Here is a 25,733-nt window from a genome sequence, read left to right as displayed (position 1 = left end):
GCGCGTCCCGCCGTCAGCGGCCGGTGGGGCGGAACGGGTCGCGGTCGTCGGTGGGGGTGGACGTCGCCGACGGGAGCGTGGTCGGGGTGACCGCCGACGGGAGCGTGGTCGGGGTGACCGGTGACGGGAGCGTGGTCGGGGTGACCGGTGACGTGAGCGAGGACGACGGGACCGGTGTGGTCACGACCGGGGGCGTCACCACGGGCGGGACCACGACCGGCGGCGTCACCACCGGCGGGGTGGTGGGCGGGATCGTCACCACGGGCGGCGTCGTCGGGGGCGTCGTCGGGGGCGTCGTCACGACCGGCGGCGTCACGACCGGCGGGGTCGTGGGCGGGGTCGTGGGCGGGGTCGTGCCCGGGCCCGGGCGCGGGTTGCCGGGGACGACCACGACCGGGCCCGTGGCCGGCGGGGACGGGACCGCGGGCGGCGGCGGTGGCGGGGTGGTCGTCGCGGCGGGCGGGACGACCACCGGCGGGACCACCACGGGCGGCGCGGGCACCTGCCCGCCACCGGCCGCCGGGTCGCCGGGGAGCGGCGTCGGCCCCGGCGCGGGGACCGTCGTCGGCGTGACACCGGGCGCCACGCCCGTCGTGGGGGCCGCGGCCGTCGGGCCGCGTCGTCCCGGGGCCGTCGCCGGGCCACCGGTCTGCCCCTGCTCCTGCGTGCCCTGCGTGGACCGGGTGCCCGGGACGCCCGTCGTCGACGGCCGCGGCGCCGACGTCGTGGGGGCGCTCGTCGTCGCGTCGGGCGGCTGCACGATCGCGACCGGGTTCGGGACGTCCTTGAGCCGGCCCTGCTGGACGGCCGCGATGGCCACCGCCGTGCCGGCGGTCGCCAGCAGCAGCGCCCCCACGACGACGACCACGGGCCGCTTGGGCAGCGACCGGGCCGGCGGCGCGGCCGCCAGGAAGTCGGTGTCCGGCACCGTCCCGGCGCCGCCGTACGGGTCCAGCGACGGGCGCGGCTCCACGAGGGCCCGCATCCCGTTCACCCAGGCCGGCAGCCGGTCCGGCCGCTGGGCGGGGTCCGGCGACAGGGCCTGCAGCAGCAGGTCCGCCAGCCCCGGGTGCGGGGCCGTCAGCGCCGCCGCGGCCAGCTGCCGGCGCACCAGCGCCGGGTCGACGTCGCCGTCGGGGGTGCTCGCGGGAGGCATCCCGGTCAGCACGAGGACGGCCGTGGCGCCGAAGCCGAAGACGTCGCTGGCGGTCGAGGGCAGGGCGCCCGCGCGGACCTCCGGGGCCGTGTAGACCGACGGGGCCCGCGGCGGCACCGGCCCGCGCCGCAGACCGCCCAGGCTGGCCCCGGCCAGCCGCACGCCGTCGGCGGGCCAGAACCCGCCCAGCCGCACCGACCGCGGGGTGATGTCGCCGTGCACCAGCGGCGGGGCGCTCTCGGAGCCGCGGTGCAGCTCGGCCAGCACGCTCGCCGCGGTCGCCAGGACGGTGAAGCGCTCCTCGACGGCGGCACCGGGGTCGTCGCGCAGCCAGTCCGCCACGGACCGGCCCGCCGCCTGCTCCAGGACCGCGTAGCTCCACTCCGGGCCGTCGGGGTCGACCTGCCCGGGACGGTGGGGGGCCGGGCCGTTGAACGTCTGCACGACCCCGGCCAGGCGCGCGTGCCGCACCTTCGCCAGCCCCGCGGCGCGTTCGCGCCACAGCACCTCCGGCGGGACGGCCTCAGCGCCGTCGTCACCGCTGTCGTCGTCGCCGCCGTGGACGACGACCTCCAGCTCCTCCACCGCCGCCGGCCGCAGCGCGGCGAGGGTGAACAGCGCCTCACCGCCGGCGGCGCGGTGGTCCAGGACGTGCCACGCCTCGTCGGCGCCCTCGGCCTCGCCGAGCAGCTCGAAGCGGTCCGGGTCGTCCACGGGCCCGGCGTGGTGACGGACCAGGGACGGGACGTCGGATGAGGTGAGCCGGTCGTCCGGCCAGCCCTCGCTCGTCACCTGCGGCACCTCCGCGCCTTCGTCGGTGCGCACCCGCGACGGGTGGGGCACCGGAGTCGGAGCCCCATGATGCCCCACACGGACCAACGGTCCGACACGTTCAGCGGCATCCGGGGCCGGTTCCTTGCCGTCCGGCCCCGGTCGCGCTACCCGCGCGCGGGGGCCGTCCGGCGTGGCCGGGCCGGTCCGTGACGCCCCCGAGCGGCGCACGGCCCCGGCCCGTGACGCCTGCGACGCGCGACGGGGCCGTCCGGTTCCCCGGCGGCCCCGGCCCCTCACGTCCCCGGCTGGTCGAAGGCCCGCACCCGCGGGGGGACGCCCTCGAACGCGCTGACCTGCACCGCGGCGTGCTGGCCCGTGCACGCCTGCGCCAGCCGCGAGGACCCGACGTCGCGGGTCAGCACGTTGACGTTGCCGTGGCCGCACGTCACCCCCGCCTCGGCCCCGGCGACCGGGTCGAACCACGCCCCCGTCGACATCTGCACGACCCCGCGCCGCACGGCGTCGGAGACCACGAGCCCGCCGAGGCAGCTGCCCCGCCGGCTGCGCAGCACCACCACCTGCCCGTCGCGCAGCCCGCGGTCGGCGGCGTCCTGCGGGTGCACCCGCACCGGCTCGCGGCCGGCGACCTTCCCGGCCTGCGAGGTGGCCCCGTGGTCGAGCTGGCTGTGCAGCCGGGTCGCGGGGTTGTTGGCGACCAGGTGCAGCGGGAACTCCTCGTCGGGCACCTCGTCGGGGGCCAGCCAGACGGGGTGGCCCGGGCAGTCGTCGTACCCGAAACCGGCGACGGTCCGCGAGTGCAGCTCGACGCGGCCGCTGGGCGTGCGCAGCGGGAACCGCCCGGGGTCGGCGCGGAAGCTCGCGAGGAGGACCTTCTCGGCCGGTTCGGCGGGCAGCCGGAACTCCCCGTCGGCGACGAACCGCGCGTAGGGCGGGGCGGTGATCCCGGCGCGCGCGGCGGGCCCGGTGCGCCACTGCTCGTACAGGTGCTCGACCCACTCCCGCGCCGAGCGCCCCTCGGTGAACGACGGGCCGATGCCCAGCCGCTCGGCCAGCCCCGACAGGGTGCTGTAGTCGTCGCGCGCCTGCCCCAGCGGGGCGTGGACGCGGCCCATCGCGATGAGCCGGTCGTCGTAGCGGGCCGCGCCGAGGTCCTCGCGCTCCAGCGTCGTGGTGGAGGCGAACACGACGTCGGCGTGCCGGGCCGTGGCCGTCCAGAACGGTTCGTGGACGACGACGGTCTCGGCGGCGCGGAACGCCCGCTGCAGGCGCTGCAGGTCCTGGTGGTGGTGGAAGGGGTTGCCCCCGGCCCAGTGCACGAGCCGCAGGTGCGGGTACACCTCGTGGCGGCCGTCGACCTCGTACGGTTCCCCCGGGTGCAGGAGGGCGTCGGCGATGCGGGCGACGGGGATCCGCACCCGCAGCGGGTCGGCGAACTGCGGGAACGTCGGCAGCGGGTAGGTCCCGGCCCGTTTCCCGACGCCGCCGGTGGAGGCGTACCCGTGGCCGAAGCCCCCGCCGGGCAGCCCGATCTGGCCGATCATCGCGGCGAGCGCCACGGCCGCCCACAGCGGCTGCTCGCCGAAGCGGGTGCGGGCCACGGACCAGCTGACGGTGACCATGGTGCGGCCGCGGACGGCGCGGCGGGCGAGGTCGCGGATCGTGGCGGCGGGGATCCCGGTGAGGGGTGCGGCCCACTCGGGGGTCCGGCCGTCCAGGGACGCGAGGAACTCGGCGGAACCCTCGGTGCACCGGTCCAGGAACTCGCGGTCGTACGTGCCGTCGGTGAGCAGCACGTGGCACATCGCCAGCAGCAGCGCGGTGTCGGTGCCGGGGACCACGTCGAGCCACTGGGCGCCCAGCTCGGCGGCGAGGTCGTCGCGCAGCGGGGAGACGAGGACGAACTCGGCGCCGCGGGCGCGGGCCGCGCGCAACCGGCCCGCGACCTCGTGGCGGGTGATGCCGCCGCTGGCGACCTCGGAGTTCTTCGCGGGCAGCCCGCCGAGGGCGATGACGAGGTCGGTGTGCGCCTCGACGCTGGTCCAGGACGTCGGCGACAGCAGCGGTTCCTGGTTGCCGACGACGTGCGGCAGGAGCACCTCGCCGACGCCGTGGCTGTAGGTCCACGACGAGCGGACGGCCCCGCCGAGCAGGTGGGAGAACCGGTGCAGCTGGCTCTGGGCGTGGTGGAACCGGCCCGCGCTGGCCCAGCCGTAGGACCCGGCGAAGACGGCGCGGGGCCCGTGGTCGCCCAGGACGCGGCGGTACTCGGCCGCGACGCGGTCCAGCAGCTCGTCCCACGCCACGGGCAGGAACTCGTCCCGGCCGCGCCGGTCGTCGGGGCCGGGGCCGTCCTCCCACCAGCCCCGCCGCACGTGGGGGCGCAGCACGCGGGCCGTGGGGGTGGCCGCGACGGGGACGTTGGCCAGCAGGGCCGAGGGCGCGGGGTCGTCGGGGTGGGGGGTGATCCGCACTCCGTCGGCGGTGGCGACGGCGCCGAAGGCGCCCCAGTGCGAGGAGTGCGGGATGCTCACGCGGGCCAGTGTCCCGTCCCGCGCCGCGGGCCCCGCCCATCCCCGCCCGGTGACGATCCGGACACGATCCGCGATTCACCCGGACGGAGCACTCAAGGTGGTGCCCCGACCTGCCGAGGAGCTCGGCATGATCGCGCAGCACCGGCAGGGCCGGACGGGTGACACCGCCCGCGCCACCGCACCGTCGACCCGCCTGCGGGCCGGCGGGCCGCGGCTGGCGATCACGACGGCCGTCGTCGTGGCGGTCCTGTCCACGCTCGCACCGGCCCTCGTCGGGGCCTCGGGCCCCGAGGAGGCCCTCTGGTGGCCGGCTGCGGGGGCAGCCCTGGCCCTGGCGGTGCGGCGGCCGGCCCGGCGGTGGTGGTGCGTCGCCGGGACGCTCGTGGGGACGGTGGCCGCCAGCCACCTCCTGGACCTGGACAGGACCGGCACGGCGGTGTTCGCGAGCGCGCAGGCGCTGCAGTGCGGGGTCGGCGCCGCCGTCGTCTCCGCGCTCGGCCGAGGGGAGCCTGCGCGCTTGCGACGGGGCCGGGACGCGTGGCGGCTGACCGCCGGGACCGTCGCCGGGGTCGCCGCGGCCGCCCTGCTGGTGCAGACCGCCACCCCCGGCGCGGCCGTGACCTACGCGCTGGGCCAGCTGCTGGGCATCCTGCTGCTCGCGCCGCTGCTGCTGGTGCCGCGCGCCCGGCGCGCCGGCGACCGGCGCTCCCGGGCCGCGGTCACCGAGTGGGCGCTCGTCCTCGCCGTCTCCGTCGGCGTCTCGGCGGCCGTGTTCTGGAACGACTCCCCCGGCCCCTGGTCCTTCCTCGTCGTCGTCCCGGCCCTGTGGGGCGCCGCCCGCCTGGGGGTGGGGCGGGCGCTGTCGGGGCAGCTGGCCGTCGCCGTCGTGGCGACCACCGGCACCGCCGCCCAGCTCGGCCCCTACGGCGGCCTCGGGCTGCCGGGGTCGCTGGCCCTGCAGGCCCTGCTGTTCACCTCCGGCGCCGTCGCGCTCGTGATGTCCCTCGTGGTGCGCTCGCGGGAGCGGGCCGTCGTCATCGCCGGCAAGCGCGAGGAGGTCTTCCGCCGCACCTTCGACGACGCCCTCCTGGGCGTGGCCCTGCTGCGCCTGCGGCCCGACGGCTCGGCCGTCGTCGCCCGCGTCAACGAGCGCCTGCAGTCGATGCTGGGCACCGACGTCGCCGTCGGCTCGGACTGGTCCGAGCAGGTCCACCCCGACCACCGCGACGTGTTCGTCGAGGCCGTCGCCGAGATGGCCCTGGAGGTGGGCGAGGGCCGGCAGGCGCACTGGCACGCCGAGCTGCGGCACGGTGACGGACAGGTCTGGCTGGAGCTGGCCGCGGCCGCCTGGCCCACGCCCGGCGACGACGGCCGTCCCGGGGAGGTGGGCGCCGTCGTGCAGGTCGCCGACGTCACCCAGCGCCGGCTCGTGCAGCGCCGCCTGCGCGAGGCCGCCCTGCACGACCCGCTGACGGGCCTGCCCAACCGCACGCTGCTGGAGGACCGGCTGCGGCACGCCCTGTCCGCCGCGGCCCGCAGCGGCGACCGGGTCGCGCTGCTGTACTGCGACCTCGACGACTTCAAGCCCGTCAACGACACCGGCGGTCACGCCGCCGGCGACCACGTCCTCATCGACGTCGCCGCCCGCCTCACCGCGGCCGTGCGCCCCGGCGACACCGTCGCCCGCCTCGGCGGGGACGAGTTCGCCGTCGTGTGCCCGGACCTGCCCGACGAGGCCGCCGCCCGCGTCGTCGCCGAGCGGGTCGTCGCCGCGATGGGCGCCCCGTTCCCCGTCGCCGGGTGGGAGTTCCGGGTGGGGATCAGCGTGGGCCTGGCGATGGCCGACGCCCACCAGGACGCGACGCGGGTGCTGCAGCAGGCCGACCAGGCCATGTACGAGGCCAAGGGGTCGGGCAAGGGCCGGGTCCGCTCGGCCGGGTCCCGCACGATCGACCTGCGCACCGCCCGCGCCTGACCCCTCCTCCCCTCCCCTCTCGGTGATCAAGCACTTCGGTGATCAAGCACAGTCGTGCTTGATCACCGAAGTGCTTGATCACGGGGAGGGGAGTGCTCGATCACCGGGGGGAGGGGAAGGGGTAGCGGGGCCAGTCCCCGACGTCCTCCGCCGAGGCGATCCCGTCCAGCACCGCCTCGCGCACCACGCCCGCCGCGACCCGCTGCAGCTCCACGAGCTGCGCCACCCGCTCCCGCCGCTCCCCCGAGAGCGCCACCCCGCCCGTGGCCAGCGCGAACACCGTGTCCCCGTCGGCCAGGGTGTGGACGGGGTCCAGGGCGCGGGCCAGGCCGGCGTGCGCGGCCGTCGCCGTCCTCGACGTCTCGGCGGGGTCCAGCGCCGCGTCGGTGGCGACGACCACCAGCGTCGTGTTCAGCGGCCCCGGCACCCCCTCCCCCGGCACCTCCTCCCCCGGCGCCTCCTCCCCCGGCACCGCGTCCCCCGGCCGGGCCTGCCCCGTCAGGGGCAGCCCGACGGCGTTGACGACCGCGAGCGCCCCCACGACGGCCGCCCCGGCCCGGGCCGACGCCGTCCCGACCCCGCCCTTGAACCGGCCCCCCACGAGCGCGCCGGTCCCCGCGCCGACGACACCGCGGGCGAAGGGCCCGGGCCGGGCCGCCGCGGCGGCCTCGTACCCCATGGCCTCGGTGGGGTGGTGGGTGAACACCCCACCGCGCCCGAGGTCGAAGACGGCGGCCGCGGGCACGATCGGCACGACCTCGCCCGGGCCCGGGCCCACGGGGAACCCGCGGCCCCGCTCGGCGAGGTGGCGCTGGACGCCGTGGGCGGTGACCAGGCCGTAGGCCGACCCGCCGGTGAGGACGACCGCGTCGACGGTGGGCACGAGGGTGCGCGGGTCGAGGGCGTCGGTCTCGTGGGTGCCGGGCCCGCCGCCGCGCACGTCGACGCCGCCGACCGTCCCGGGCGGGGTGAGGACCACCGTGACGCCGGTGAGCCAGCCGTCCCCGCGGCGGGTGACGTGCCCGACCTGCAGACCGGCGACGTCCGTGAGGGACCCGCTCACGGGAAGCGCACCGCCAGCAGCGCGCAGTCGTCCTCGCCCCAGGTGCCGACCAGTTCGGCCAGCAGAACGTCCAGGAGATCGTCGAGGTCGAGGGAGCGGTTGCGCCGCAACGAGTCGCGCACCCGTTCCACACCGCCGGCCAGGCTGCGGCCGCGGTGCTCGATGAGCCCGTCGGTGTAGAGCACGAGCGTCGACCCCGGCGGCAGCGGCGCGACGTGCTCGTGGCGGGCGGCGTCGGGCAGCAGCCCCACCAGCAGGTCCGGGGGCCGGTCCAGCAGCTGCGTGCGGCCGTCGGGCAGCAGCAGCACCGGCGGCGGGTGGCCGGCGTTGGTCCAGCGCAGCAGCGGGCCGTCGGGCGAGTCCTCCACGCACGCCACGACCAGCGTCGCCAGCGCGTCGACGCCCAGCCCAGGCAGCGCCCGGTCCAGCCGCTCCACCGGCCCCGTGGGTGAGGCCCCGCCCTCCCACACGAACGCCCGCAGCAGCCCCCGCACCTGCGCCATCGTGGCCGCGGCGGCCATGTCGTGGCCGACGACGTCGCCCAGGACGAGGGTGGTCGTCCCGGCCGGGCCGACCACGACGTCGTACCAGTCCCCGCCGATCTGGTCCTCGCGCGAGGCGGGCACGTAGCGGCCCCGCACCTGCAGCCGGCCCGTCGCCTCCGGCAGCCGCGGCAGCAGCGAGGCCTGCAGGACGCGGGCGCGGGAGCGGCGCTCGGCGTCCAGCGTGGCCCGGTCCAGGGCCTGGGCCGTGAACCGCGCCAGGGCGCTCCACACGTCCGCCTCGGCCTCCAGCGTCTGCCGGGCCCCCTCCCACGCCAGGCACAGCACGCCCACGAGCCGTTCCTGCACCAGCAGCGGCAGGTACGCCGACGCTCCCGGCGGGGGGACCGGCACGTCGGGGAACGCCGCGCGCAGCTCGCGGGTGTCGGCGAACAGCAGGGGGCGGCGCTCGCGGGCGGCGGCCGCGGCCGGGACGGGGGCGTGCAGGTCGACGGTCTCCCCCGCCGCGGGCGCGCCGGGGGGCGTGTCGGGGTCGGTCAGGCGCAGCCGGCGGGGCCCGTCGGGCAGCAGCAGCCCGGACCAGGCGCCGCCGAGCTCGGAGCGGGTGACGGCGGCGACGGTGGCGCTGACCTCCTCGACGGTGCGGGCCGCGACGAGGGCGTCGCCGAGGTTGAGCAGCAGCCGGTTGCGCTCCTCCAGCAGCCGCAGCCCCAGCTCGGCGGAGCAGGCGGCGGCGAGGTCCTCCAGCGCGTCGAGGTCGTCGCTGGTCCAGAGCCGGGGCGCGCCGTCGATGGCGCACAGGACGCCCACGACGGGCGCGGCGGGGTCGGTGAGGCCCGTGCGGGGGTCCGGCAGCCGCAGCGGCACGCCCGCGTAGGCGACGACCCCGAGGTCGGGGATGGCCAGGGAGTCGCGCGTCAGGGGGTCGCGGCGGGCGTCCTCGACGGCGAACGGCTTGCCGGAGGCGACGACGTGCTGGCACAGGGAGTGGGTGAGCGGGGTCCGGCGCGCGTCCTGCCACGGCTCGGGCAGGCCGACCGCACCGGGGAAGACCTGGCCGTGGCGGCTGACCATGGACACCAGGGCGACGGGCGTGCCCAGGGCGAGGGTGCCGAGGCGGGCGAAGCGGTCGAGGTCGGGGTCCGGGCGGGCCGCCAGCAGGGTCGCCTCGGGCAGCTCTGGTGGGACCTGGTCCCCGGGCGCGTGCTGCACCGGTGCATCATCCCTGTCGGACGGTCCAGAAGCACTCCGCCGACCGGTCCGGCTTGCCGGACCGTCGCGGGGTGCCACAGTTGGACCGTCGGTCAACGACTGGTGACGGGACGATCGAGGTGGCATGGCGCGTCTGGAGCTGCGGGCTGACCCGTCGGCCGCGCGACGCACGCGTTCGTGGCTGCGGGAGCAGTTCACCGGTGTCACCCTCACCAGCCAGGCGCGCCAGACGCTGGAGCTGCTGACGACCGAGCTCGTCACGAACGCGGTCCGGCACGGCGGTGAGCCCATCGAGGTGCGGCTGCGGCGGCTGGGCGGGTCGGTGCGCGTCTCGGTCAGCGACGGCGGTGCCGGCCGGCCGCTGGTGCGGCACGTGCCGCCGACGGCGACCGGCGGGCGGGGCGTCGCGCTCGTCGACACCCTGGCCCACCGGTGGGGCGCCGACGCCGCCGGGGCCGGCAAGACCGTCTGGTTCGAGCTGGCCCTCACCTGACCCCGGGCCCGGGGGCCCGGGGCCGGCCGGCGACGGTCAGCCGAAGACGTCGGGGTCGGGGCCGGTGCGCTCGTCCCGGTTCAGCCCCGTCAGCGCGTCGACCTGCTCGGGCGACAGCTCGAAACCGGTGACGTCGAGGTTGGAGACGATCCGCTCGGGCGTCACGGACTTGGGGATGACGACGTCGCCGCGCTGCAGGTGCCAGCGGATGACGACCTGCGCGGGGGTCCGGCCCAGCTCGGTGGCGATGCCGGTGACGACGGGGTCCTCGATGAGGTTCAGGCGCTGGGCCAGCGGGCTCCACGCCTCGGTGGCGATGCCGTGCTCGGCGTTGAACGCGCGCAGGTCGTCCTGCACGAGGTAGGGGTGGACCTCGACCTGGTTGACGGTCGGGACGGTCCCGGTCTCGTCGAGCAGCTTGCGCAGGTGGGTCTTCTGGAAGTTCGAGACGCCGATGGTGCGGACCCGGCCGGAGGCCTTGATCTCCTCGAACGCCCGCCAGGTCTCGACGTAGTCGTCGGCCTGCTGGGGCCAGTGGATGAGGTACAGGTCCAGGTACTCCAGACCCAGTTTCGCCAGCGAGGCGTCGAACGCGGCGAGGGTCTTGTCGCGGCCGTGCTCGCCGTTGGCGAGCTTCGTCGTGATGAACACCTCCTCGCGCGCGATCCCGCTGGCGCGCAGGGCGTCACCCACACCGGCCTCGTTGCCGTACCCGGCGGCGGTGTCGATGTGCCGGTAGCCGGCCTGCAGGGCCTGCAGGACCACCTCGGCCGTCTGCTCGGCGGGGACCTGCCAGACCCCGAGGCCGAGCTGGGGGATCTGGACTCCGTCGTTCAGCGTCTTCAGGGGAACGTTCACGCCGGGAACCCTACGGCGGGGAGCCGACCCCGGCGCGGCGGGCCGTGGGCCGCTCAGCGCCGCAGCGCGGCCGTCCCCGCCGGGCGCCGGTCCAGCAGCACCGAGTCGCGCAGGTCCACCACGCGCGGGGGGTCCAGGGCGGCGCGCAGGTGGTCGGCCGCGGCCCGCACGGCGGCGGCCCCGGCGACCAGGCCGGGGTCGCTGACGAAGGCGTGGGGGGCCTCCTCGACGAGCACGCACCGGCAGTCCACCCCGGCCCCGCGCAGCCCCGCGACGTAGGCCAGGCCCTCGTCGCGCAGGGGGTCGCGCCCGGCGACGACGACGGTCGCCGGCACCGACCCGACGAGGTCGGGTGCGCGCAGCGGTGAGACGTCCGGGCGCCGCCGGGTCGCCCGGTCCGGCACGTACATGCGCCAGAACCACGCCAGGTCCTCGACCGACAGGCCGGGCCCGGCGCCGAAGTCGCGGTGCGACTCCCGGTCGAGCCGGCCGTCCAGGAGGGGGCAGAACAGCGACTGGTGCCGCAGCCGCGGGGTGTGGGCGGCGCGCGAGCGCAGCGCGAGGACGGCGGCCAGCTGCGCCCCGGCGCCGACGCCGGCGACGGCGAGCGGGCCGCGCAGCCCGGCGACGGGACCGTCGGCGAGCGCCCACAGCACCGCGGAGGCGTCGTCGAGGGCGGCGGGGTGGGGGTGCTCGGGGGCCAGCCGGTACCCGAGGCTGAGGACGGCGGTCCCGGCGCCGGCGGCGAGCCCGCGGCAGACGGCGTCGTCGCTGCCGACGTCGCCGAGCGCCCAGCCGCCCCGGTGCAGGAACAGGACCGTCCCGCGGTGACCCCGGCGCGGGACGTAGGTGCGGGCCGGCAGCGGGCCGGCGGCCCCGCGCACGACGACGTCGCGGACCTCCAGGACGTCGTCGTCGTGCGGTTCCCGGTGGCGGGCGCGGGCGCGGGCGCGGGCGACGGCGAGCCCGGCGAGGTGGCGCGGCGGGAGGTGGCCCCCGGGCGGTGCGGGGGACGTCGGGGCGGCCGCGAGGGCGGTCCCGTGCTCGGCGCGGTCCACGTGGACTCCTTCCGCGGGGGGCTCCCGGGCGGGGCCCTGGACCGATCCTCGCCGTCCGCGGTCCCGGGCGGGTTTCGCGCGTGTGACGTCTTCGTTTCCCCGCGCGGCCCCGCGCCGGGGCGGCGGGCGGTCCCGGCAGGATGGGCCCATGGACCTCGCCGCGTTCACCGCCGCCCTGCCGAAGGTCGAGCTCCACCTCCACCTCGAGGGGACCCTCGAACCGGACCTGAAGCTGGAGCTGGCGCGCCGCAACGGCGTCGACATCGGCCAGACGACGGTGGAGGAGGTCCGCGCGTCGTACGTCTTCGACTCCCTGGCCTCCTTCCTGTCCGTGTACTACCCCGCGATGGACGTCCTGGTGACGCGCGCGGACTTCCGGGACCTGGCGATGGCCTACTTCGCGCGGGCCGCCGCGCAGAACGTCCGGCACGCCGAGGTGTTCTTCGACCCGCAGGTCCACGTGGCGCGGGGCGTGGCGCTGGAGGACGTGGTGCTGGGGTACCACGACGCCGTCGTGGACGCCGAGCGGCAGTTCGGGATGAGCGCCGGGCTGATCGCGTGCCTGGTCCGGGACCTGCCGCTGGAGGGCGCCGAGGCGGTCGTGGACGGGTTGCTGGGGTTCGCCGACCGGATCGTCGGCATCGGCCTGGACTCCGACGAGCGGGGCAACCCGCCGGCGCGGTTCGCGCACCTGTTCGCCCGGGCCCGCGCGGCGGGCCTGAAGGTGACGGTGCACTGCGACGTGGACCAGGAGGACACCACCGAGCACCTGCGGCAGGCGCTGGAGGAGATCGTCGTGGACCGCCTCGACCACGGCACGAACGTCGTGGAGGACCCGCGGCTGCTGGAGCTGGTCCGCACCCGCGGGACGGGCCTGACGTGCTGCCCGGTCTCGAACGCGTTCGTGACGGGCGACTCCAAGGCGGCCGTGATCGCGCAGCTGCTGCGCAGCGGGGTGCGGGTCACCGTGAACTCCGACGACCCGGCCTACTTCGGCGGGTACGTGACGGAGAACCTCGTCCGCCTGACGCAGGAGGCGGACCTCACCCCGGACGAGCTGGTGCAGCTGCAGCGCAACGCGATCGAGGTGTCGTGGGCCAGCGGGGAGGTCAAGGAGGGTTTCCTCGCCGAGCTGGACGCCTACGAGGCCCTGGTCGCTCCCCCGCTCTGAGGGCCCGGCGGGCGGCGCGGCGGCCCGCCGGGCCGTGGGGTCAGCGGGGCAGGACGAGCGCCACGACGGCGGTGGCCCCTGCGAGCTTCACGCGAGGATCCCTCCGGGGGTGTCCCGGGCGGTGACCGGGGCGGGGCGGGTGGCGGCCGGGCGCAGCAGCACGGCCGTGGCGAGGAGGACGAGGAGCAGGACGGCGGCCGCGACGAGCAGCCCGTCGTGGACGGCGGGGGTGAGCGCGCCGCCGTGGGCGGGGAGGCGGTGGGTGACGACGGTCCCCAGGACGCTGCCGCCGAGGGCGGTGCCGACCTGGCGGACGGTGGTGACGACCGCCCCGGCCATGCCGGTCAGCTCCGGGGCGACACCGCCGACGACGAGGGCCGTGGTGGGGGCGATGAGCAGCCCGAGCCCGGCGCCGACGAGGACGAACCCGGCCGCTTCGCGCCCGTACCCGGTGGTGGCGCCGTGCAGGACGAGGACCCCGGCGACGGTGGAGGCCAGCCCGGCGGTGAGGGTGGCGCGGGCCCCGGCCCGGGCCACGACGGCGGCGGCCAGGGAGCTGACGACGACGTAGGCGACCGTGAGCGGCAGGAGCCGGGTCCCGGAGGCGAGCGGGGAGAACCCCTGGGCGCGCTGCATCTGCAGGGTGGCGAGCAGCGCGAGGCCGGTGAAGGAGAACAGGGCGACGCCCGCGACGAGCAGGGCGGCGACGGAGCGCCGGTCGGCGAAGACGCCGAACCGCACGACGGGCCGGGCGCTGCGGCGTTCGACGGCGACGAAGCCCGCGGCGGCCAGGGCGGTGCCGAGGGCGGCGAGCAGCGGGACGGGGGCGGTGAACCCCGCGCGCCCGCCCTCGACGACGGTGACGACGAGACCGGCGACGGCCGCGGTGGCCAGCGCGGTCCCGGGCACGTCGACCCCGCGGCCGGGCACCCGCGGGTCGGGCAGGGCGAACGGGGAGGCGGCGAGCACGACGACGGCGACGGCGACGTCGACGAGGAACACGACGTGCCAGGTCCAGGCGTTGAGCAGGGCCCCGGCGACGACGGGCCCGACAGCGAGCCCGATGCCGGAGCAGGCGGCCCAGACGCCGACGGCGGAGGCCCGGCGGCGGGGGTCGGTGAAGGCCCCGGCGACGAGGGCGAGGGAGTTGGGGACGACGAGCGCGGCGCCGGCGCCGAGGACGACCTCGCCGGTGATGACGGCGGCGGGTGAGGTGGCGGTGGCGGTGACGACGGCGCCCAGGCCCATGACGGCGGTGCCGGCCTGGAAGACGGTGCGGCGGCCGGCGAGGTCGCCGAGGGCTCCGGAGGACAGCACGAGGGCGGCCAGCGCGAGGGCGTAGGCGCTGGAGGTCCAGACGAGCTCGACGGGGCCGAGGCCGAGGTCGTCGGCGATGGAGGTGAGGGCGGAGGTGGTGGCGGTGATCGTCAGGAAGCTCATGGTCATCCCGAGGCACGCGACGGCGACGACGAGCCAGGGGTTGCGCCGCTGGGCTTTATGACGACTGTCATAGGGCATGGGGACGTTGTACCATGACGACTGTCATGAACGCGACCACGAAACCCTCGGCCCGAGACCGGGTGCTCGCCAGCGCGCGCGAGCTCATCCAGGAGCGCGGCGTCCACGGCGTCGGGATGCGCGACGTCGTCGCGCACGCCGGCGCCCCCCGCGGCTCCCTCCAGCACTACTTCCCCGGCGGCAAGGACCAGCTCGTCGCCGAGGCCCTCGCCCGCGCCGACACCGTCAGCCGCCGCGTGCTGCGGACCGCCGTGCAGGACGGCGGCCACCCCCTCGACGCCCTGCACGAGGTCTTCGAGGACTGGCGGGCCACCTTGCGCGACAGCGACTTCCGCAAGGGCTGCCCGTTCGCCGCGACCACCGTCGACACCAGCGCCGACAACCCCGTGCTGCGCGAGGCCGTCCACACCTGGTCCGCCTCCTGGCACGACGACCTCGCCACGCTGCTCGAACGCGCCGGTCTGCCCGCCGCCCGCACCCGCTCCCTGGCCACGCTCGTGCAGTCCTCGCTGCAGGGCGCCCTGCTGCTGGCCCGCGCCCACCGCTCGACCGTCCCCCTCGAGGAGGTGGAGGCCGAGCTCACCCCCCTCCTGGCGGCCCTCCTGCCTGCGCGCTGACGGGAACGGCATGATCGGGGGGTGGACTTCCGGCCGCTGGCGCACTTCACCGCGCAGGACACCTGGCTGAACGACCCGAACGGGCTGATCGTCCGGGACGGCCGGTGGCACCTGTTCTTCCAGAACAACCCCCACGGGCCGGACTGGGGGAACATGTCGTGGGGGCACGCGACGTCGCCCGACCTGCTCACCTGGACCCGGCACCCGGTCGCCATCGCCCACGAGGGGCCGGAGGCGATCTTCTCCGGCAGCGCCGTCGAGCAGGACGGACGGGTCGCCGCCGTCTACACCAGCGCCTACGCCGACGGCCGGCAGGCGCAGTCGCTGGCCTGGAGCGAGGACGGCTTCACGTTCGTCAAGGACCCCGCGAACCCGGTCCTGGACCGCGGTTCCACGGGTTTCCGCGACCCCAAGGTGTTCCGGTACGGCGACTCCTGGCGCATGGTCAGCGTGGAGGCCGACGAGCGCACGCTCCTCGTGCACGCCTCGACGGACCTGCGGTCCTGGACCGAGGTCGGCCGCTTCCGCGACGAACCCGGCACCGGGATCTGGGAGTGCCCGGACCTGTTCCCGCTGCGCCTGGACGGAGAGGAGCTCTGGGTGCTGGTCCTCAGCGTCCAGGACGCCGACGGTTCGCGCGTCGTGCACCGGGTGGGTTCGTTCGACGGGTCGGTGTTCACCGGCGGCCCGCCCCGGCTGCTCGACGCGGGGCAGGACTTCTACGCGCCGGCGACGTGGACGGGCGCACCGGCCGGCCGCCGCGTCCTGCTGGGGTGGATGGCCCAGCCGACGTACGCGGGAGCCACGCCGACGTCGCCGTGGCGCGGGGCCATGACGGCACCGCGCGACCTGTCGCTGGCCCGGGTGGACGGTTCCCCCGTCGTGGTCCAGAAGTTCTCCCCCGAGGTCACCGCGGCGTTCTCCCGCGAGGTCGCGGACCTGCCGCCCGCCGCGCTGGTCCGGTGCGGTTTCGACGGCGACGCCTCGTGGGAGTTCCGCGCGGGCCCGGACGTGCTGCGCCTGGCCGTCGAGGACGGCTCCCTGGTCGTGGACCGGCGCGCGTCGGGGCTCGTCGACTTCCACCCCCAGTTCGCCCGCGTCGACCGCCTGCCGCTCCCGGCCGGCACCACCGGGTTCTCGGTGCTGCTGGACCGGTGCTCGGTGGAGGTCCTGGCCGGGCCGCTGGCGGTGACGCAGCTGGTGTTCCCGCGCGAGCCGTTCGACGAGCTGCGCACGGGCGGGAGCGCCTCGGCCCGCGTCTTCGCCCGCTGACCCTAGGGCGGGTCTCACTTCCAGTCGAAGTACCCGATGCGCCACGCCATCCACTGCAGCCACAGGCGCAGGTGGACCGGTTCCACGTAGCACCCGGCGGAGGCGACGACCGCGTGCACGTCGGCGTCGTGCAGCGTGAGCAGGTCGGTGATCTCCGTGGCCAGGAGGTCCAGGCGCTCGTCCGTCTCCTGTTCGAGCATCAGCACCTGCTGGGACCACGCGGACTCCTCGCCCACCAGCAACGCGTCGTTGAACCACCCCCCGAGAGCAGCGGCCAGGACCGGCCACCGCCTGCGGACGTCCTCCACGTCCACCAGCGGCACCGCGTCGGCCGCGTGGACGCCCACCACGCGCACCCCGTCGCGGTGTTCCAGCACGACCCCGATCCGGCGCGTCGGCACCTCCGACACCCGCCCCGTCCCCCGGTCGAGGTGGCGGGAGACCCCGATGTCGCGCGGGGCCTCCAGGACGAGGTAGTCCCGGCGGCCGGCGATCTCTGGCAGCAGCACGTCGCCGAGCACTGCTCGCACGGTCTCACCCTCCTCCGGGTCGACCAGTCCCTCACGGACGAGCGACGACGAGCGGTGCAACGGCAGGGGCGCGACGGTCGACGGGTCGGCGGCGACCTCCGTCAACCGCAGGTCGACCCACTCGGCCCACCGCTCCCACGACGTGCCCTCCGGGGGTAGCACGAGGTTGACGTCCGCCTCGCGGTTCATCACCGCCTGCCAGTCCCCCGCCCGCGCGCGGTCGAGGACGCGGCGCCACTCGTCCCGGTACCCCACGAGGTCGCCGGGTCGCCTCAGTCCGTGCTCCAGCGCCTCGCGGGGGCACGCGCAGTCCTGGAGCTCCCCGTAGCAGGCGAGGGACACCGGGTGGCTCATCACGACGATCCTTCCAGGTAGGCGGTTCTCACGTACCACGACCCGTCGCCGCTCCTGGAGAGGACGACCTTCACCTGCTGCACGGGAACGCGGACGTGCCCGCCGTGCCCGTCCCTCGACCAGACCACACCCGCCTCGGACCCGGCCGGTGCGGTGACGCTCACGTCGACCTTCCCGAGGGCGATCTCCCGGTCGACCTGTTCGCGCCGCAACCGCAACGCGTCCGTGATCACCTTCTCGGCGCTCGCCTGGTCGGCGAAGCGCGACGCCTGGGGAGGGGGCCGCAGCACCCGCCCTCCCTCGACCGCCCCCGTGTCCAGCCTCCGCCGCAGGAACCCGTCGTCGACCTCCACGTGCCGGTCGGCGGTGTGCGCGTCCCAGAACACCTCGCTGCGCCCCAGGTCCACGCCCGCGTACAGCTCCTCCACGCTCTGCGGCAGCGGGTTCCCGTCGGCGTCGAGGTACCTCGACCACCGGTGCCCCTCGGGCAGCACCTTCCCGAGCCGCCCGCCCCGGGAGAACCCCCGCCCGACGAACGCCGCCCCGAGCGTCGCGGTCCCCGCCCCGTACCGGCCGCTGGACCAGTCGTCCCAGGCGACGGCGTCGGCGAGGGTCCGGACGGGGTGCGCCACGGCGTCGAGGAGGGCGGCGGGGGTCCGCCGGACCGTCGCCGTCCACCCGGGCGCGTCCCAGGCCCAGCCGGCGGCCAGGTAGGCGCTGTCGCGCGCGGAGTCCGCGAGGGTCCGGGCGGCGTCGTCGACGTGCTCGCCGAACCGGCGGGGCCGGCCGTCCACGTGGTCCAGGACGGCGAACATGCGCGCCGCGAACGTCTCACCCAGCTCGTCGAAGTCGGCCAGGACGGCGAGCCGGCTGCCTCCCCAGTGCTCCAGCTCGGCCCGGTCGGCGTGGAACGCGGCGAGGTCGCCGACCCCGGCGTCCACGCGCGCCTGCACCTGCGCGATCGAGGTGTCGACGCGCCGCAGCCTGGCCTGCAGGACGCCGAGCCCGAACGCGTACTCCGCGACGAGGCCGGCCCCCGCGGCGGCGGTGGACGTCAGGGCGCCCAGGTCCCCGGCGAGCTCGGCGGCGCGGTCGCCGAAACCGTCGCGGGCCACGCCGTACCACCCACCGAGCGAGGCGACGGTGGCGTCCACGCGGTCGGCGACCTGCTGCGCGCAGGCCGCGGCCGCGCGGGCCGCGGCGGCCGTGGCGTCGGCCGCCTCGACCGACAGCGTCGACAACTCGTCCACGCGCACCTCCTCCCGGTCCGCGGACGCTAGGCCGGGCGCGGGGAACCGCCCCGCCGTCCGTCCACAGGCCCGCACCGGCCACCACGGTCCGGACGCGGCGGTCGACCCCCGGTCACCCCGGCACCGGGAAACCGGTGGACGCCCGCCGGGGCGCGTGCCACGGTGGGTGGGTGAGTCTCAGCAGCGGGTGCCCCAGCGGGCACCGCACGACGACGCCGGTCCACTCCCGGCGTCGCGGTCAGCGCTGAGCTGAACCCGTCCGAGCCCCGGGGGTCACCCCCGGGCTCCCCCCGTGCCCGGGAACCCCCTGACCGCAGGAGGAACCCCGTGAACGACCAGCAGCACTCCCACGTCGGCCGTGGGCTCGACCTGTTCGACACCTCCCCGCTCGTGGGTCCCGGGTTGCCGCTGTGGCTGCCCGACGGCGCCGTGGTCCGCGGTGAGCTCGAACGCTTCGCCCTCGACCTGTCGGTGCGCACCGGCTGCCGGCGCGTGCACACCCCCGTCCTCGCCAAGCGCGAGCTGTTCGAGCGCTCGGGGCACTGGCAGAAGTTCTCCGCCGACATGTTCGCGCCCGTCCGCGTGGGCGCGGAGGAGTACGTGCTGCGCCCGGCGAACTGCCCGCACCACACCCAGGTGTACGCGGCCCGGCCGCACAGCTACCGGGACCTGCCCGTCCGGTACGCCGAGCTGGGGTCGATGTTCCGCAGCGAGCTGTCCGGCGTCCTCACCGGTCTGCGCCGGGTGCGGCAGATCAACCTCGACGACGCGCACTCGTTCTGCCGCCCCGACCAGGTCGTGGAGGAGGTGCGGCTGGCGCTGTCGGCGATCGAGGAGGCGTACGCGGTGCTGGGGATCCCGGTCGCCCGGTTCCGCCTGTCGGTCCGCGGGGACAGGGGTGCGCACCTGGGCGACGACGAGGTGTGGCGGCGCGCCGAGGACCAGCTGCGGCAGGCCCTGGGCGACCGCCCCCACGACGTGGCGCCGGGCGAGGCGGCGTTCTACGGACCCAAGGTCGACGTGCAGGTCGCCGACGCCGCGGGCCGGGAGGAGACCCTGTCGACCGTCCAGGTCGACCACGTGCAACCGGAACGGTTCGGCCTGGAGTACGTGGGCCGCGACGGCGCTCGGCACCGGCCCGTGATGGTCCACCGCGGGTTGCTGAGCTCGGTCGAACGCCTCGTGGCGGTGCTGCTGGAACGCGACGGCGGGCGGCTGCCCACCTGGCTGTCCCCGGTCCAGCTGCGGGTCCTGCCGGTCAGCGGCGAGCGCCACGGCGAGCGGGCCGCGGCGGTCGCCCGGGGGTTCGCGGGCCTGCGGGTGCAGGTGGACGCCGACGGTCCGCTGAACCGGCGGCTGCGCGAGGCCCGGGCGCAGCGCGTCGCGCACGTGGCGGTCGTGGGGGACGCCGAGGTCGCGGACGGTTCGGTGGCCGTCGGGGGCCGGAACGTCCCCGTCGGGCGGTTCCACCGCGAACTCCTCGACGAGGTGGCGCGCCGCGCCCGCTGAACCGCGCCCGTTGAACCCCTCCGCTGGACCGCGGCCGCCCGGACCTCAGCCGGCGAGGGCGGCCGCCGCCGCGCGCCGCCGGGCCAGGACCGGCTGCAGGGCCAGCACCCCGGCCACGGCGACGGCCGCGACGAGGGGGACGGTGCCGCACAGGGCCATGCCCGCGCGGACCCCGACGTGCTCGGTGACCCACCCCACGACGGGCCCGCCGATCGGGGTGCCGCCCATGAACACCAGGGCGTACAGGCCCATCACCCGACCGCGGTACTCGTGGTCGACCCACAGCTGCACCGAGGAGTTCGCGATGGCCTGGAAGGCGAGGTTCGTGACGCCCATGACGACCAGGGCCACCACGAAGGACCCGAGGTTCGGCGCGAGCGCCGCGAGGGTCTGCGCCACGCCGAAACCCGCGCCGAGCAGCAGGATCAGCCGGAGCCGGGAGTGGCTGCGGGCGCCGGCCAGCAGCGCCCCGGCGATGGACCCGACGGCCAGGACGACGTTGAACGTGCCGTAGAGCCCGGCGCCGGCGTCGAACGTGTCCGAGGCCATGGCGGTCAGCACGACGGGGAAGTTCAGCCCGAAGGTGCCGAAGACCCCGACGAGGGCGATGGTCCAGCCCACGTGCGGGCGGTCGGCGACGTACCGCAGCGCCGACCGCAACTGCCCGCGGGCGCGGGGGACGGCCGCGGGGGGCTGCAGCTCGGCGGTGCGCATCGAGGACAGGGTGATCGTGGGTCCCACGTAGAGCAGGGCGTTGACGGCGAACGCCCAGCCGGGGCCGACGGTCCCGATGAGCACGCTCGACAGCGCGGGCCCGACGAGGCGGGTGCTCTGGAACACCGCGGCGTTGAGCGCGACCGCGTTGCGCAGGTGCTGCGGCGGGACGACCTCGCCGACGAAGGCCTGCCGCGTGGGGTTGTCGAGGGCGATGACGAACCCGGCGACCAGGGCCAGCGCGTAGATCGCGCCGACGGTGACGTGCCCGGTGGTGGTGAGCACGGCGAGCGTGGCCGCGACGCTGGCGCTGCACAGCTGCGTGACGATCAGGATGGTCCGCTTGGGGTAGCGGTCGGCGATCATCCCGCCGTGCATCCCGAACAGCAGGATCGGCAGGAACTGCAGCGCCATGGCGATGCCGACGGCAGCCGGGGAGTGCGTGAGTTCGAGGGTGAGCCAGTCGAGGGCGATGTTCTGCACCCACACGCCGGTGTTGGCGAAGGCCTGGCCGGTGGCGTAGATCCGGAAGTTCCGCACGCGCAGGGCGGCGAAGGTGGCCCGCCCGGTGGGTGCGGCGGTGGGCGCCGTGGTGGGTGCGGTGGTGGTCGGGGTGGGTTCTGCGCCGGCTTCGGCGGCTGCCGGTGTCACGGACTGGTACCTCTCGTGCTGTCCCGCGGGGTGTCGGTCGGGGGCGGTGACCCGGGGCCACCGACGTCGCTCCCCCATCATCGGGTCCCACCGCGCTATGCTGCAGCTCGGTAGACGGCTTATCAGTCATCACGTGTCGTGATGACGGCGCGATGGAGCGGGGCGGTGGCGGTGGCCCAGGGACCGACGGGGACGTTCGAGCCGGTGCAGCTGCGCTCCTTCCTGGCCGTCGCGCAGACCCACTCCTTCACCCAGGCCGCCGCCCGGCTGGGGGTCCGGCAGTCCACCGTCAGCCAGCACCTGCGCAAGCTGGAGGACTCCGTGGGCCGCCAGCTCGTGCACCGCGACACCCACTCGGTCGCCCTCACCCCCGACGGCGAGGCCATGATCGGTTTCGCGCGCTCCATCCTCGCCTCCCACGAGCAGGCCGCCGCGTACTTCTCCGGGGCCCGGCCCGTGGGGCGGCTGCGCATCGGGATGTCGGACGACCTGGCCCTGACCCGGCTGCCGCAGATCCTGCGGGACTTCCGCTCCGAGAACCCCCGCGTCGACCTCGAGCTCACCGTCGACCAGTCCGGCACCCTGCACCGCCGGCTGGAGAACGACCGCCTGGACATCTTCATCGGCAAGCGGCCCCCCCGTTCCGGCGAGGGCGAGCTGGTCAAGCGCGAACGGCTCGTCTGGGTGGGCAACCCCTCGACCCGGCTCGACCTGACCCAGCCGGTCCCCCTGGCGGTCTACCCCTCCCCCTCGCTGAGCGGGGCCGCGATGCACGAGGCCCTCGACCGGGTCGGGATCGGCTACCGCTCCGCGTGCGTGTGCCGCGGCGTCAACGGGCTCATCGCCGCCGTCGCCGCTGGCATCGGCGTCTCCTGCCTGGCCAGCTCCCTGGTCCCCGTCCAGCTCGTCGCCCTCGGCGCGCAGCACAAGCTGCCCGAACTGGGGCAGATCGACCTCGTGCTGCTCACCAACCCCAAGACGCGGGACCGCCCGGCCTCCCGCGCCCTGGCCGCGGCCGTCCTGTCCAGCGGCCCCTCCAGCCTGTCGCGCTCGGTCTGAGCACCCTCCGGCGGGACGTCCACCGCCGGCGTCGCTACGGTGCGGGAGTGCTCGACGGCCTGCACCACCACCTCCGGGTCATCACGCGGCCGGAGGTCGCGGCCGACCTGCCGACCCTGCTGCGCGCCGCCAGCCGCGCCGCCCGGGACGCGACCGGGGCCGACCACTGCGTCGTCCGGTTCGCCGGCACCGACGCGCACCGCCCCCTGCACCTCCTCGACGGCGACGTGCTCCTCGACCCCGACGCACCCGCCACCGCCGGGCCCGGCACCCACCGCGACCTGACCGTGCCGGGGCTGGCCCGCACGGCCCCGCACGCCGTGGTCGCCCCCCTGGACGCCGCGGGCGCCCGCGGGACCCTCCTGCTGACCCGCGAGCGGCCCTTCGACGCCGAGGAGGAGCAGGCCGCGGCCGTTCTGGCCCTGACCCTGGGGATGGCCGTCGAGACGACCCTGCTGGCCGCGGCCGAGCGGTCCGCGGCCCGCTCGGCGGCCCGCTCGGCCCTGCTCGAACGCATCACGGGGCTGCTGCAGACGAGCGCCACGACCGCCGAGATCACCGCCCGCATCCCCGCCGCCGTCCTCGACGTCCTGGACTGCCTGTCGTCGTCCCTGCACGTCCTCGACGGCGACGACCTCGTCGGCGAGCGCCACCCGCAGTGGCCGCAGGAGTGGCGCGACCGCGTCCAGCGCAGCCACCGGCTGGCCGACACCCCCGTCGCCGAGGCCGTCCGCACCGGCCGCCCCCTCGTCGTGACCCGCGAGGAGGTGGGGCGCTACCGGGGCCTGGACGGCCTGGACCCCGAGGTCGTCGGCGTCACCCTCGTCGTCCCGCTCGCCGGGCGCGACGACCAGGTCCTCGGCGCGCTCACCGTGAACTGGGGCGACCGGTCCCCCCTGGACCACGCCGACCTGGACCTGTTCGCCGGTGTCGCGCTGCAGGTCGCCGTCGCGCTCGAACGCGCCCACCTGCTCGACGCCGAACGGTCCTCCCGCGAAGCCCTGTCCCGCTCCCACGAGGCGCTGGACCGGCTGGCCCGCGACCTGCAGCGCGGTCTGCTGCCCAGCCGCCTGCCCCACCACAACGGCCTGCAGATCGCGACGCGCTACGCCCCGGCCCTGGCGGGCGCCGAGATCGGCGGCGACTGGTACGACGCCGTGCAGAGCGGGGACGACGTCACGCTCATCATCGGCGACGTCCAGGGCCACAGCACGCGCGCGGCGGGCCTCATGGGTCAGCTGCGGACGGCGGTGCGCGCGTACGTCAGCGAGGGCCACGACCCCACCGCCGCGCTGGAGCGCACGAACCGGCTGCTGGTCGACCTGGACGCCGAGCGGTTCGCGACCTGCTGCCTGGTGCGGCTGGACACCGCGGCCGGGATCCTGTCGGTGGCCTCGGCCGGGCACCAGCCGCCGCTGGTCGTCGACGAGTCGGGGTTCCACGAGGTCGCCGTCGACCCCGGCCCGCCGCTGGGGGTCGACCGCGACGCCACCTACCCGGGCACGCGGTACCGGCTGCTGGGGCGCAGCGCGGTCGTGCTGCACACCGACGGGGTCGTCGAGGTCCTCGGGGAGGGCTCCGAACGCGGTGAGCGGGTGCTGCGCCGGACGCTGCACGAGGCCCTCGCGGGGGACCCGGGCCGGTCCGCCGAGTTCCTCGCCACGGCCGTCATGGCCGCGATCCCGCACGAGCTCACCGACGACGCGGCCATGCTCGTGGCGACGTTCGCGGGCACGGTCGCCGGGCGCCTGGAGGCGTCCTCGTGGCTGCCGCCGGACATCCGCGCGGTCGCCACGGCCCGGGAGTTCCTGCGCGACCGGCTCACGGCCTGGTCCACCGACGAGCTGCTCGACGAGGCCGAGCTCGTGCTGTCCGAGCTCGTCACCAACGCCCTCGTCCACACCGGCGGCGGCGCCGGGCTGACCCTGCGCTTCGACGGCGCCGAGCGGCGGCTGACCATCGCCGTCGAGGACACCTCCCCCCGCGCCCCGCACGAGCGGGCCATGACCCCCGACGCCCTGGGCGGGCGGGGCCTGGGCATCGTCGAGGCCGTCGCCGACGCCTGGGGCGTGCGGCCGGGGCCGCACGGCAAGACGGTGTGGGCCGAGCTGGCGGTCGAGGCGGACTGACCCGGGGCGTCCGCGAGCGGCGCGCTCAGGCCGCGACCGGCCGCTCGGCCGACAGCGTCTCCGCGCTGCGGGTGCGAGCCGTCTTGGCCCAGCCGCTGCGCCCGCGCACCACCCGCACCACGGCCCACCACCCGGCGACGTACCAGAGCCAGGCGTACAGCACGTACAGGTGCGCGAAGAGCAGCACCCGCCACGGCGCCAGCCGCGTCCTGTGCCAGTACACGAAGGCCAGTACGGGCACGAGCCCGAACGTGATGGCGTACGCACCGCACCAGCGCCACCAGGGCACCTGGTCCAGGTGCGCCAGCGGGTGCGAGCCGTCCACCGCGAGCAGCGCGACCCACGTCACGAGCAGGACCGGCAGCAGGCTGGTGAGCAGGATGACCAGCGGGGCCACCAGGTGGTGCAGCAGGTCCAGGCTGGCGGTCAGCGGCAGCGGTGAACTCACGATGAGCGGGACCCGGCGCAGGCACTGCAGGTGACCCTGGAACCAGCGCGTCCGCTGCCGCAGCAGGCGCTTGACGGAGACGACGGCCTGCTGGGCGACGAACGTGGTGTGGCAGTAGCGGTTCGCCCACCCCATCGCCAGCATCCGGATGCCCAGGTCGAGGTCCTCGGTGAGGCACTCGGTCCACGGTTCGGCGCCCAGGTCCCGCAGCGTGCGCAACCGGGCGAACTGCCCGTTGCCCCCGAGGCCCACGCTGCCGGTGCGCATCCGCCCCCGCTGGTAGACCTCGGTGAAGACGACGAACTCGAAGTCCTGCATGCGGGCCAGCAGCGACTCGGCGACGTTGTACATGCGGACCCCGACCTGCACCGCACCGACGCGGGGGTCGGCGAAGTGCCGGGCCGCCTCCGCGAACATGGTCACGTCCGGTCGGCCGTCGGCGTCGAGGACGACCACGACGACGTCGTCCTCGGGGTACCCCGCGACGAGGGCCGAGCCGGCGAGCCGGCCGAAGGCGTCGTTGAGCGCCTTCCCCTTGCCCTGCCGGGCGACGGGGAGCTGACGGTTGTGCAGGTGGATGCGGTCGTCGACGCGGGCGTGGGCCGTGACGAGGGCCTCCGTCGCGTCGGCGCTGCCGTCGTTCACCACGACGACCCGCAGGTTGGTCACGTCGAGGGCACGCAGGCGGTGCAGCGTGCGGTCGATGACCACGCCCTCGTCCAGGCAGGGGATGAGGACGACGAACAGCAGGTCGCGAGGGGGGTCCGCCGGGGGGCGCCGGTCCAGGCGCGACAGGACGAACATCACCAGGCTGTGCGAGAGGAACACGGCGATCGTGACGCTGATCGGGAGGGTGCCGTTCACGGC

19 protein-coding genes are annotated in these 25,733 nt (G+C 76.3%); 8 read left to right on the top strand and 11 right to left on the bottom strand.

All coding sequences use genetic code 11. The annotated features are described in order from the left end of the window. Positions 1-13: 13 nt before the first annotated feature. Positions 14-1,981, bottom strand: a complete 1,968-nt coding sequence (locus BJ968_RS12465) for a serine/threonine-protein kinase (protein ID WP_179752277.1) — start codon at positions 1,979-1,981, stop codon at positions 14-16. A 242-nt stretch (positions 1,982-2,223) separates the two neighbouring features. Beyond that, entirely contained in the window at positions 2,224-4,482 is a 2,259-nt protein-coding gene (locus BJ968_RS12460; protein ID WP_343077991.1) for a molybdopterin-dependent oxidoreductase, read from the bottom strand. A gap of 127 nt (positions 4,483-4,609) precedes the next feature. Between BJ968_RS12460 and BJ968_RS12455 the strand changes: the two genes are divergently transcribed. Continuing rightward, the gene (locus BJ968_RS12455; protein WP_179752275.1) at positions 4,610-6,457 is read left to right on the top strand and encodes a diguanylate cyclase domain-containing protein; all 1,848 of its coding nucleotides are present in this window, start codon (positions 4,610-4,612) and stop codon (positions 6,455-6,457) included. A gap of 100 nt (positions 6,458-6,557) precedes the next feature. Here the strand turns inward: BJ968_RS12455 and BJ968_RS12450 are convergent, their stop codons facing one another. Together BJ968_RS12450 and BJ968_RS12445 are read right to left on the bottom strand one after the other, a co-directional pair. After that, the gene (locus tag BJ968_RS12450; protein ID WP_179752273.1) at positions 6,558-7,520 is read right to left on the bottom strand and encodes a P1 family peptidase; all 963 of its coding nucleotides are present in this window, start codon (positions 7,518-7,520) and stop codon (positions 6,558-6,560) included. Beyond that, positions 7,517-9,235: a SpoIIE family protein phosphatase gene (locus BJ968_RS12445; protein WP_179752271.1), complete on the bottom strand. Its 1,719-nt coding sequence runs from the start codon at positions 9,233-9,235 to the stop codon at positions 7,517-7,519. The genes BJ968_RS12450 and BJ968_RS12445 overlap by 4 nt, the downstream gene beginning before the upstream one ends. A gap of 124 nt (positions 9,236-9,359) precedes the next feature. Between BJ968_RS12445 and BJ968_RS12440 the strand changes: the two genes are divergently transcribed. Beyond that, entirely contained in the window at positions 9,360-9,728 is a 369-nt protein-coding gene (locus BJ968_RS12440) for an ATP-binding protein (RefSeq protein ID WP_179752268.1), read from the top strand. A gap of 36 nt (positions 9,729-9,764) precedes the next feature. On the opposite strand, the gene BJ968_RS12435 is transcribed toward BJ968_RS12440, so the two are convergent. After that, positions 9,765-10,586 carry an aldo/keto reductase gene (locus BJ968_RS12435; protein ID WP_179752266.1) on the bottom strand — a complete coding sequence of 274 codons (822 nt, stop codon included), beginning with the start codon at positions 10,584-10,586 and terminating at the stop codon, positions 9,765-9,767. Positions 10,587-10,639: 53 nt separating this feature from the next. Beyond that, positions 10,640-11,644, bottom strand: a complete 1,005-nt coding sequence (locus BJ968_RS12430) for an alpha/beta hydrolase fold domain-containing protein (RefSeq protein WP_179752264.1) — start codon at positions 11,642-11,644, stop codon at positions 10,640-10,642. 148 nt (positions 11,645-11,792) lie between these two features. On the opposite strand from BJ968_RS12430, the gene add reads away from it, so the two are divergent. After that, on the top strand, positions 11,793-12,815 hold the full coding sequence (gene add / locus BJ968_RS12425) for an adenosine deaminase (protein ID WP_179752262.1): 1,023 nt from the start codon (positions 11,793-11,795) through the stop codon (positions 12,813-12,815). 87 nt (positions 12,816-12,902) lie between these two features. Here the strand turns inward: add and BJ968_RS12420 are convergent, their stop codons facing one another. After that, on the bottom strand, positions 12,903-14,333 hold the full coding sequence (locus tag BJ968_RS12420) for an MFS transporter (protein WP_179752260.1): 1,431 nt from the start codon (positions 14,331-14,333) through the stop codon (positions 12,903-12,905). 26 nt (positions 14,334-14,359) lie between these two features. On the opposite strand from BJ968_RS12420, the gene BJ968_RS12415 reads away from it, so the two are divergent. Both BJ968_RS12415 and BJ968_RS12410 read left to right on the top strand, forming a co-directional pair. Further along, complete coding sequence (locus BJ968_RS12415) at positions 14,360-14,950, top strand: TetR/AcrR family transcriptional regulator (protein ID WP_179752258.1); 591 nt, start codon at positions 14,360-14,362, stop codon at positions 14,948-14,950. A gap of 21 nt (positions 14,951-14,971) precedes the next feature. Beyond that, the gene (locus BJ968_RS12410; protein ID WP_179752256.1) at positions 14,972-16,222 is read left to right on the top strand and encodes a GH32 C-terminal domain-containing protein; all 1,251 of its coding nucleotides are present in this window, start codon (positions 14,972-14,974) and stop codon (positions 16,220-16,222) included. 14 nt (positions 16,223-16,236) lie between these two features. Here the strand turns inward: BJ968_RS12410 and BJ968_RS12405 are convergent, their stop codons facing one another. Both BJ968_RS12405 and BJ968_RS12400 read right to left on the bottom strand, forming a co-directional pair. Further along, positions 16,237-17,106 (bottom strand): hypothetical protein, encoded by an 870-nt coding sequence (locus BJ968_RS12405; protein ID WP_179752254.1) that lies wholly within the window; start codon positions 17,104-17,106, stop codon positions 16,237-16,239. After that, complete coding sequence (locus BJ968_RS12400) at positions 17,106-18,356, bottom strand: RNase A-like domain-containing protein (protein WP_179752252.1); 1,251 nt, start codon at positions 18,354-18,356, stop codon at positions 17,106-17,108. Before BJ968_RS12400 ends, BJ968_RS12405 begins: the two co-directional genes overlap by 1 nt. 327 nt (positions 18,357-18,683) lie before the next feature. Between BJ968_RS12400 and thrS the strand changes: the two genes are divergently transcribed. Further along, positions 18,684-19,865, top strand: coding sequence for a threonine--tRNA ligase (gene thrS / locus BJ968_RS12395; protein WP_179752250.1), 1,182 nt, complete (start codon positions 18,684-18,686; stop codon positions 19,863-19,865). Positions 19,866-19,910: 45 nt separating this feature from the next. On the opposite strand, the gene BJ968_RS12390 is transcribed toward thrS, so the two are convergent. Further along, positions 19,911-21,230: an MFS transporter gene (locus BJ968_RS12390; protein ID WP_179752247.1), complete on the bottom strand. Its 1,320-nt coding sequence runs from the start codon at positions 21,228-21,230 to the stop codon at positions 19,911-19,913. A 141-nt stretch (positions 21,231-21,371) separates the two neighbouring features. On the opposite strand from BJ968_RS12390, the gene BJ968_RS12385 reads away from it, so the two are divergent. Together BJ968_RS12385 and BJ968_RS12380 are read left to right on the top strand one after the other, a co-directional pair. Next, positions 21,372-22,289, top strand: a complete 918-nt coding sequence (locus tag BJ968_RS12385) for a LysR family transcriptional regulator (RefSeq protein WP_179752245.1) — start codon at positions 21,372-21,374, stop codon at positions 22,287-22,289. Between the two features lie 47 nt (positions 22,290-22,336). Further along, positions 22,337-24,418, top strand: coding sequence for a SpoIIE family protein phosphatase (locus BJ968_RS12380; protein WP_179752243.1), 2,082 nt, complete (start codon positions 22,337-22,339; stop codon positions 24,416-24,418). A gap of 25 nt (positions 24,419-24,443) precedes the next feature. Here the strand turns inward: BJ968_RS12380 and BJ968_RS12375 are convergent, their stop codons facing one another. Continuing rightward, a complete protein-coding gene (locus BJ968_RS12375; protein ID WP_179752241.1) occupies positions 24,444-25,730 on the bottom strand; it encodes a glycosyltransferase in 1,287 nt (428 codons plus the stop codon). Positions 25,731-25,733: the final 3 nt, after the last annotated feature.

The sequence above is a fragment of the Kineococcus aurantiacus genome (assembly GCF_013409345.1).
GTDB lineage: Bacteria > Actinomycetota > Actinomycetes > Actinomycetales > Kineococcaceae > Kineococcus > Kineococcus aurantiacus.
The sequence above is the reverse complement of the archived record's forward strand: the minus strand, read 5'-3'. Positions and strand labels throughout refer to the sequence as shown.

Excerpts from the sequence above, each read along its gene's own strand:
- BJ968_RS12455 (WP_179752275.1), top strand. The coding sequence starts at position 4,610 with ATGATCGCGCAGCACCGGCAGGGCCGGACGGGTGACACCGCCCGCGCC.
- BJ968_RS12440 (WP_179752268.1), top strand. The coding sequence starts at position 9,360 with ATGGCGCGTCTGGAGCTGCGGGCTGACCCGTCGGCCGCGCGACGCACG.
- add (WP_179752262.1), top strand. The coding sequence starts at position 11,793 with ATGGACCTCGCCGCGTTCACCGCCGCCCTGCCGAAGGTCGAGCTCCAC.
- BJ968_RS12420 (WP_179752260.1), bottom strand. The coding sequence starts at position 14,333 with ATGCCCTATGACAGTCGTCATAAAGCCCAGCGGCGCAACCCCTGGCTC.
- BJ968_RS12415 (WP_179752258.1), top strand. The coding sequence starts at position 14,360 with ATGAACGCGACCACGAAACCCTCGGCCCGAGACCGGGTGCTCGCCAGC.
- BJ968_RS12405 (WP_179752254.1), bottom strand. The coding sequence starts at position 17,106 with ATGAGCCACCCGGTGTCCCTCGCCTGCTACGGGGAGCTCCAGGACTGC.
- BJ968_RS12385 (WP_179752245.1), top strand. The coding sequence starts at position 21,372 with ATGACGGCGCGATGGAGCGGGGCGGTGGCGGTGGCCCAGGGACCGACG.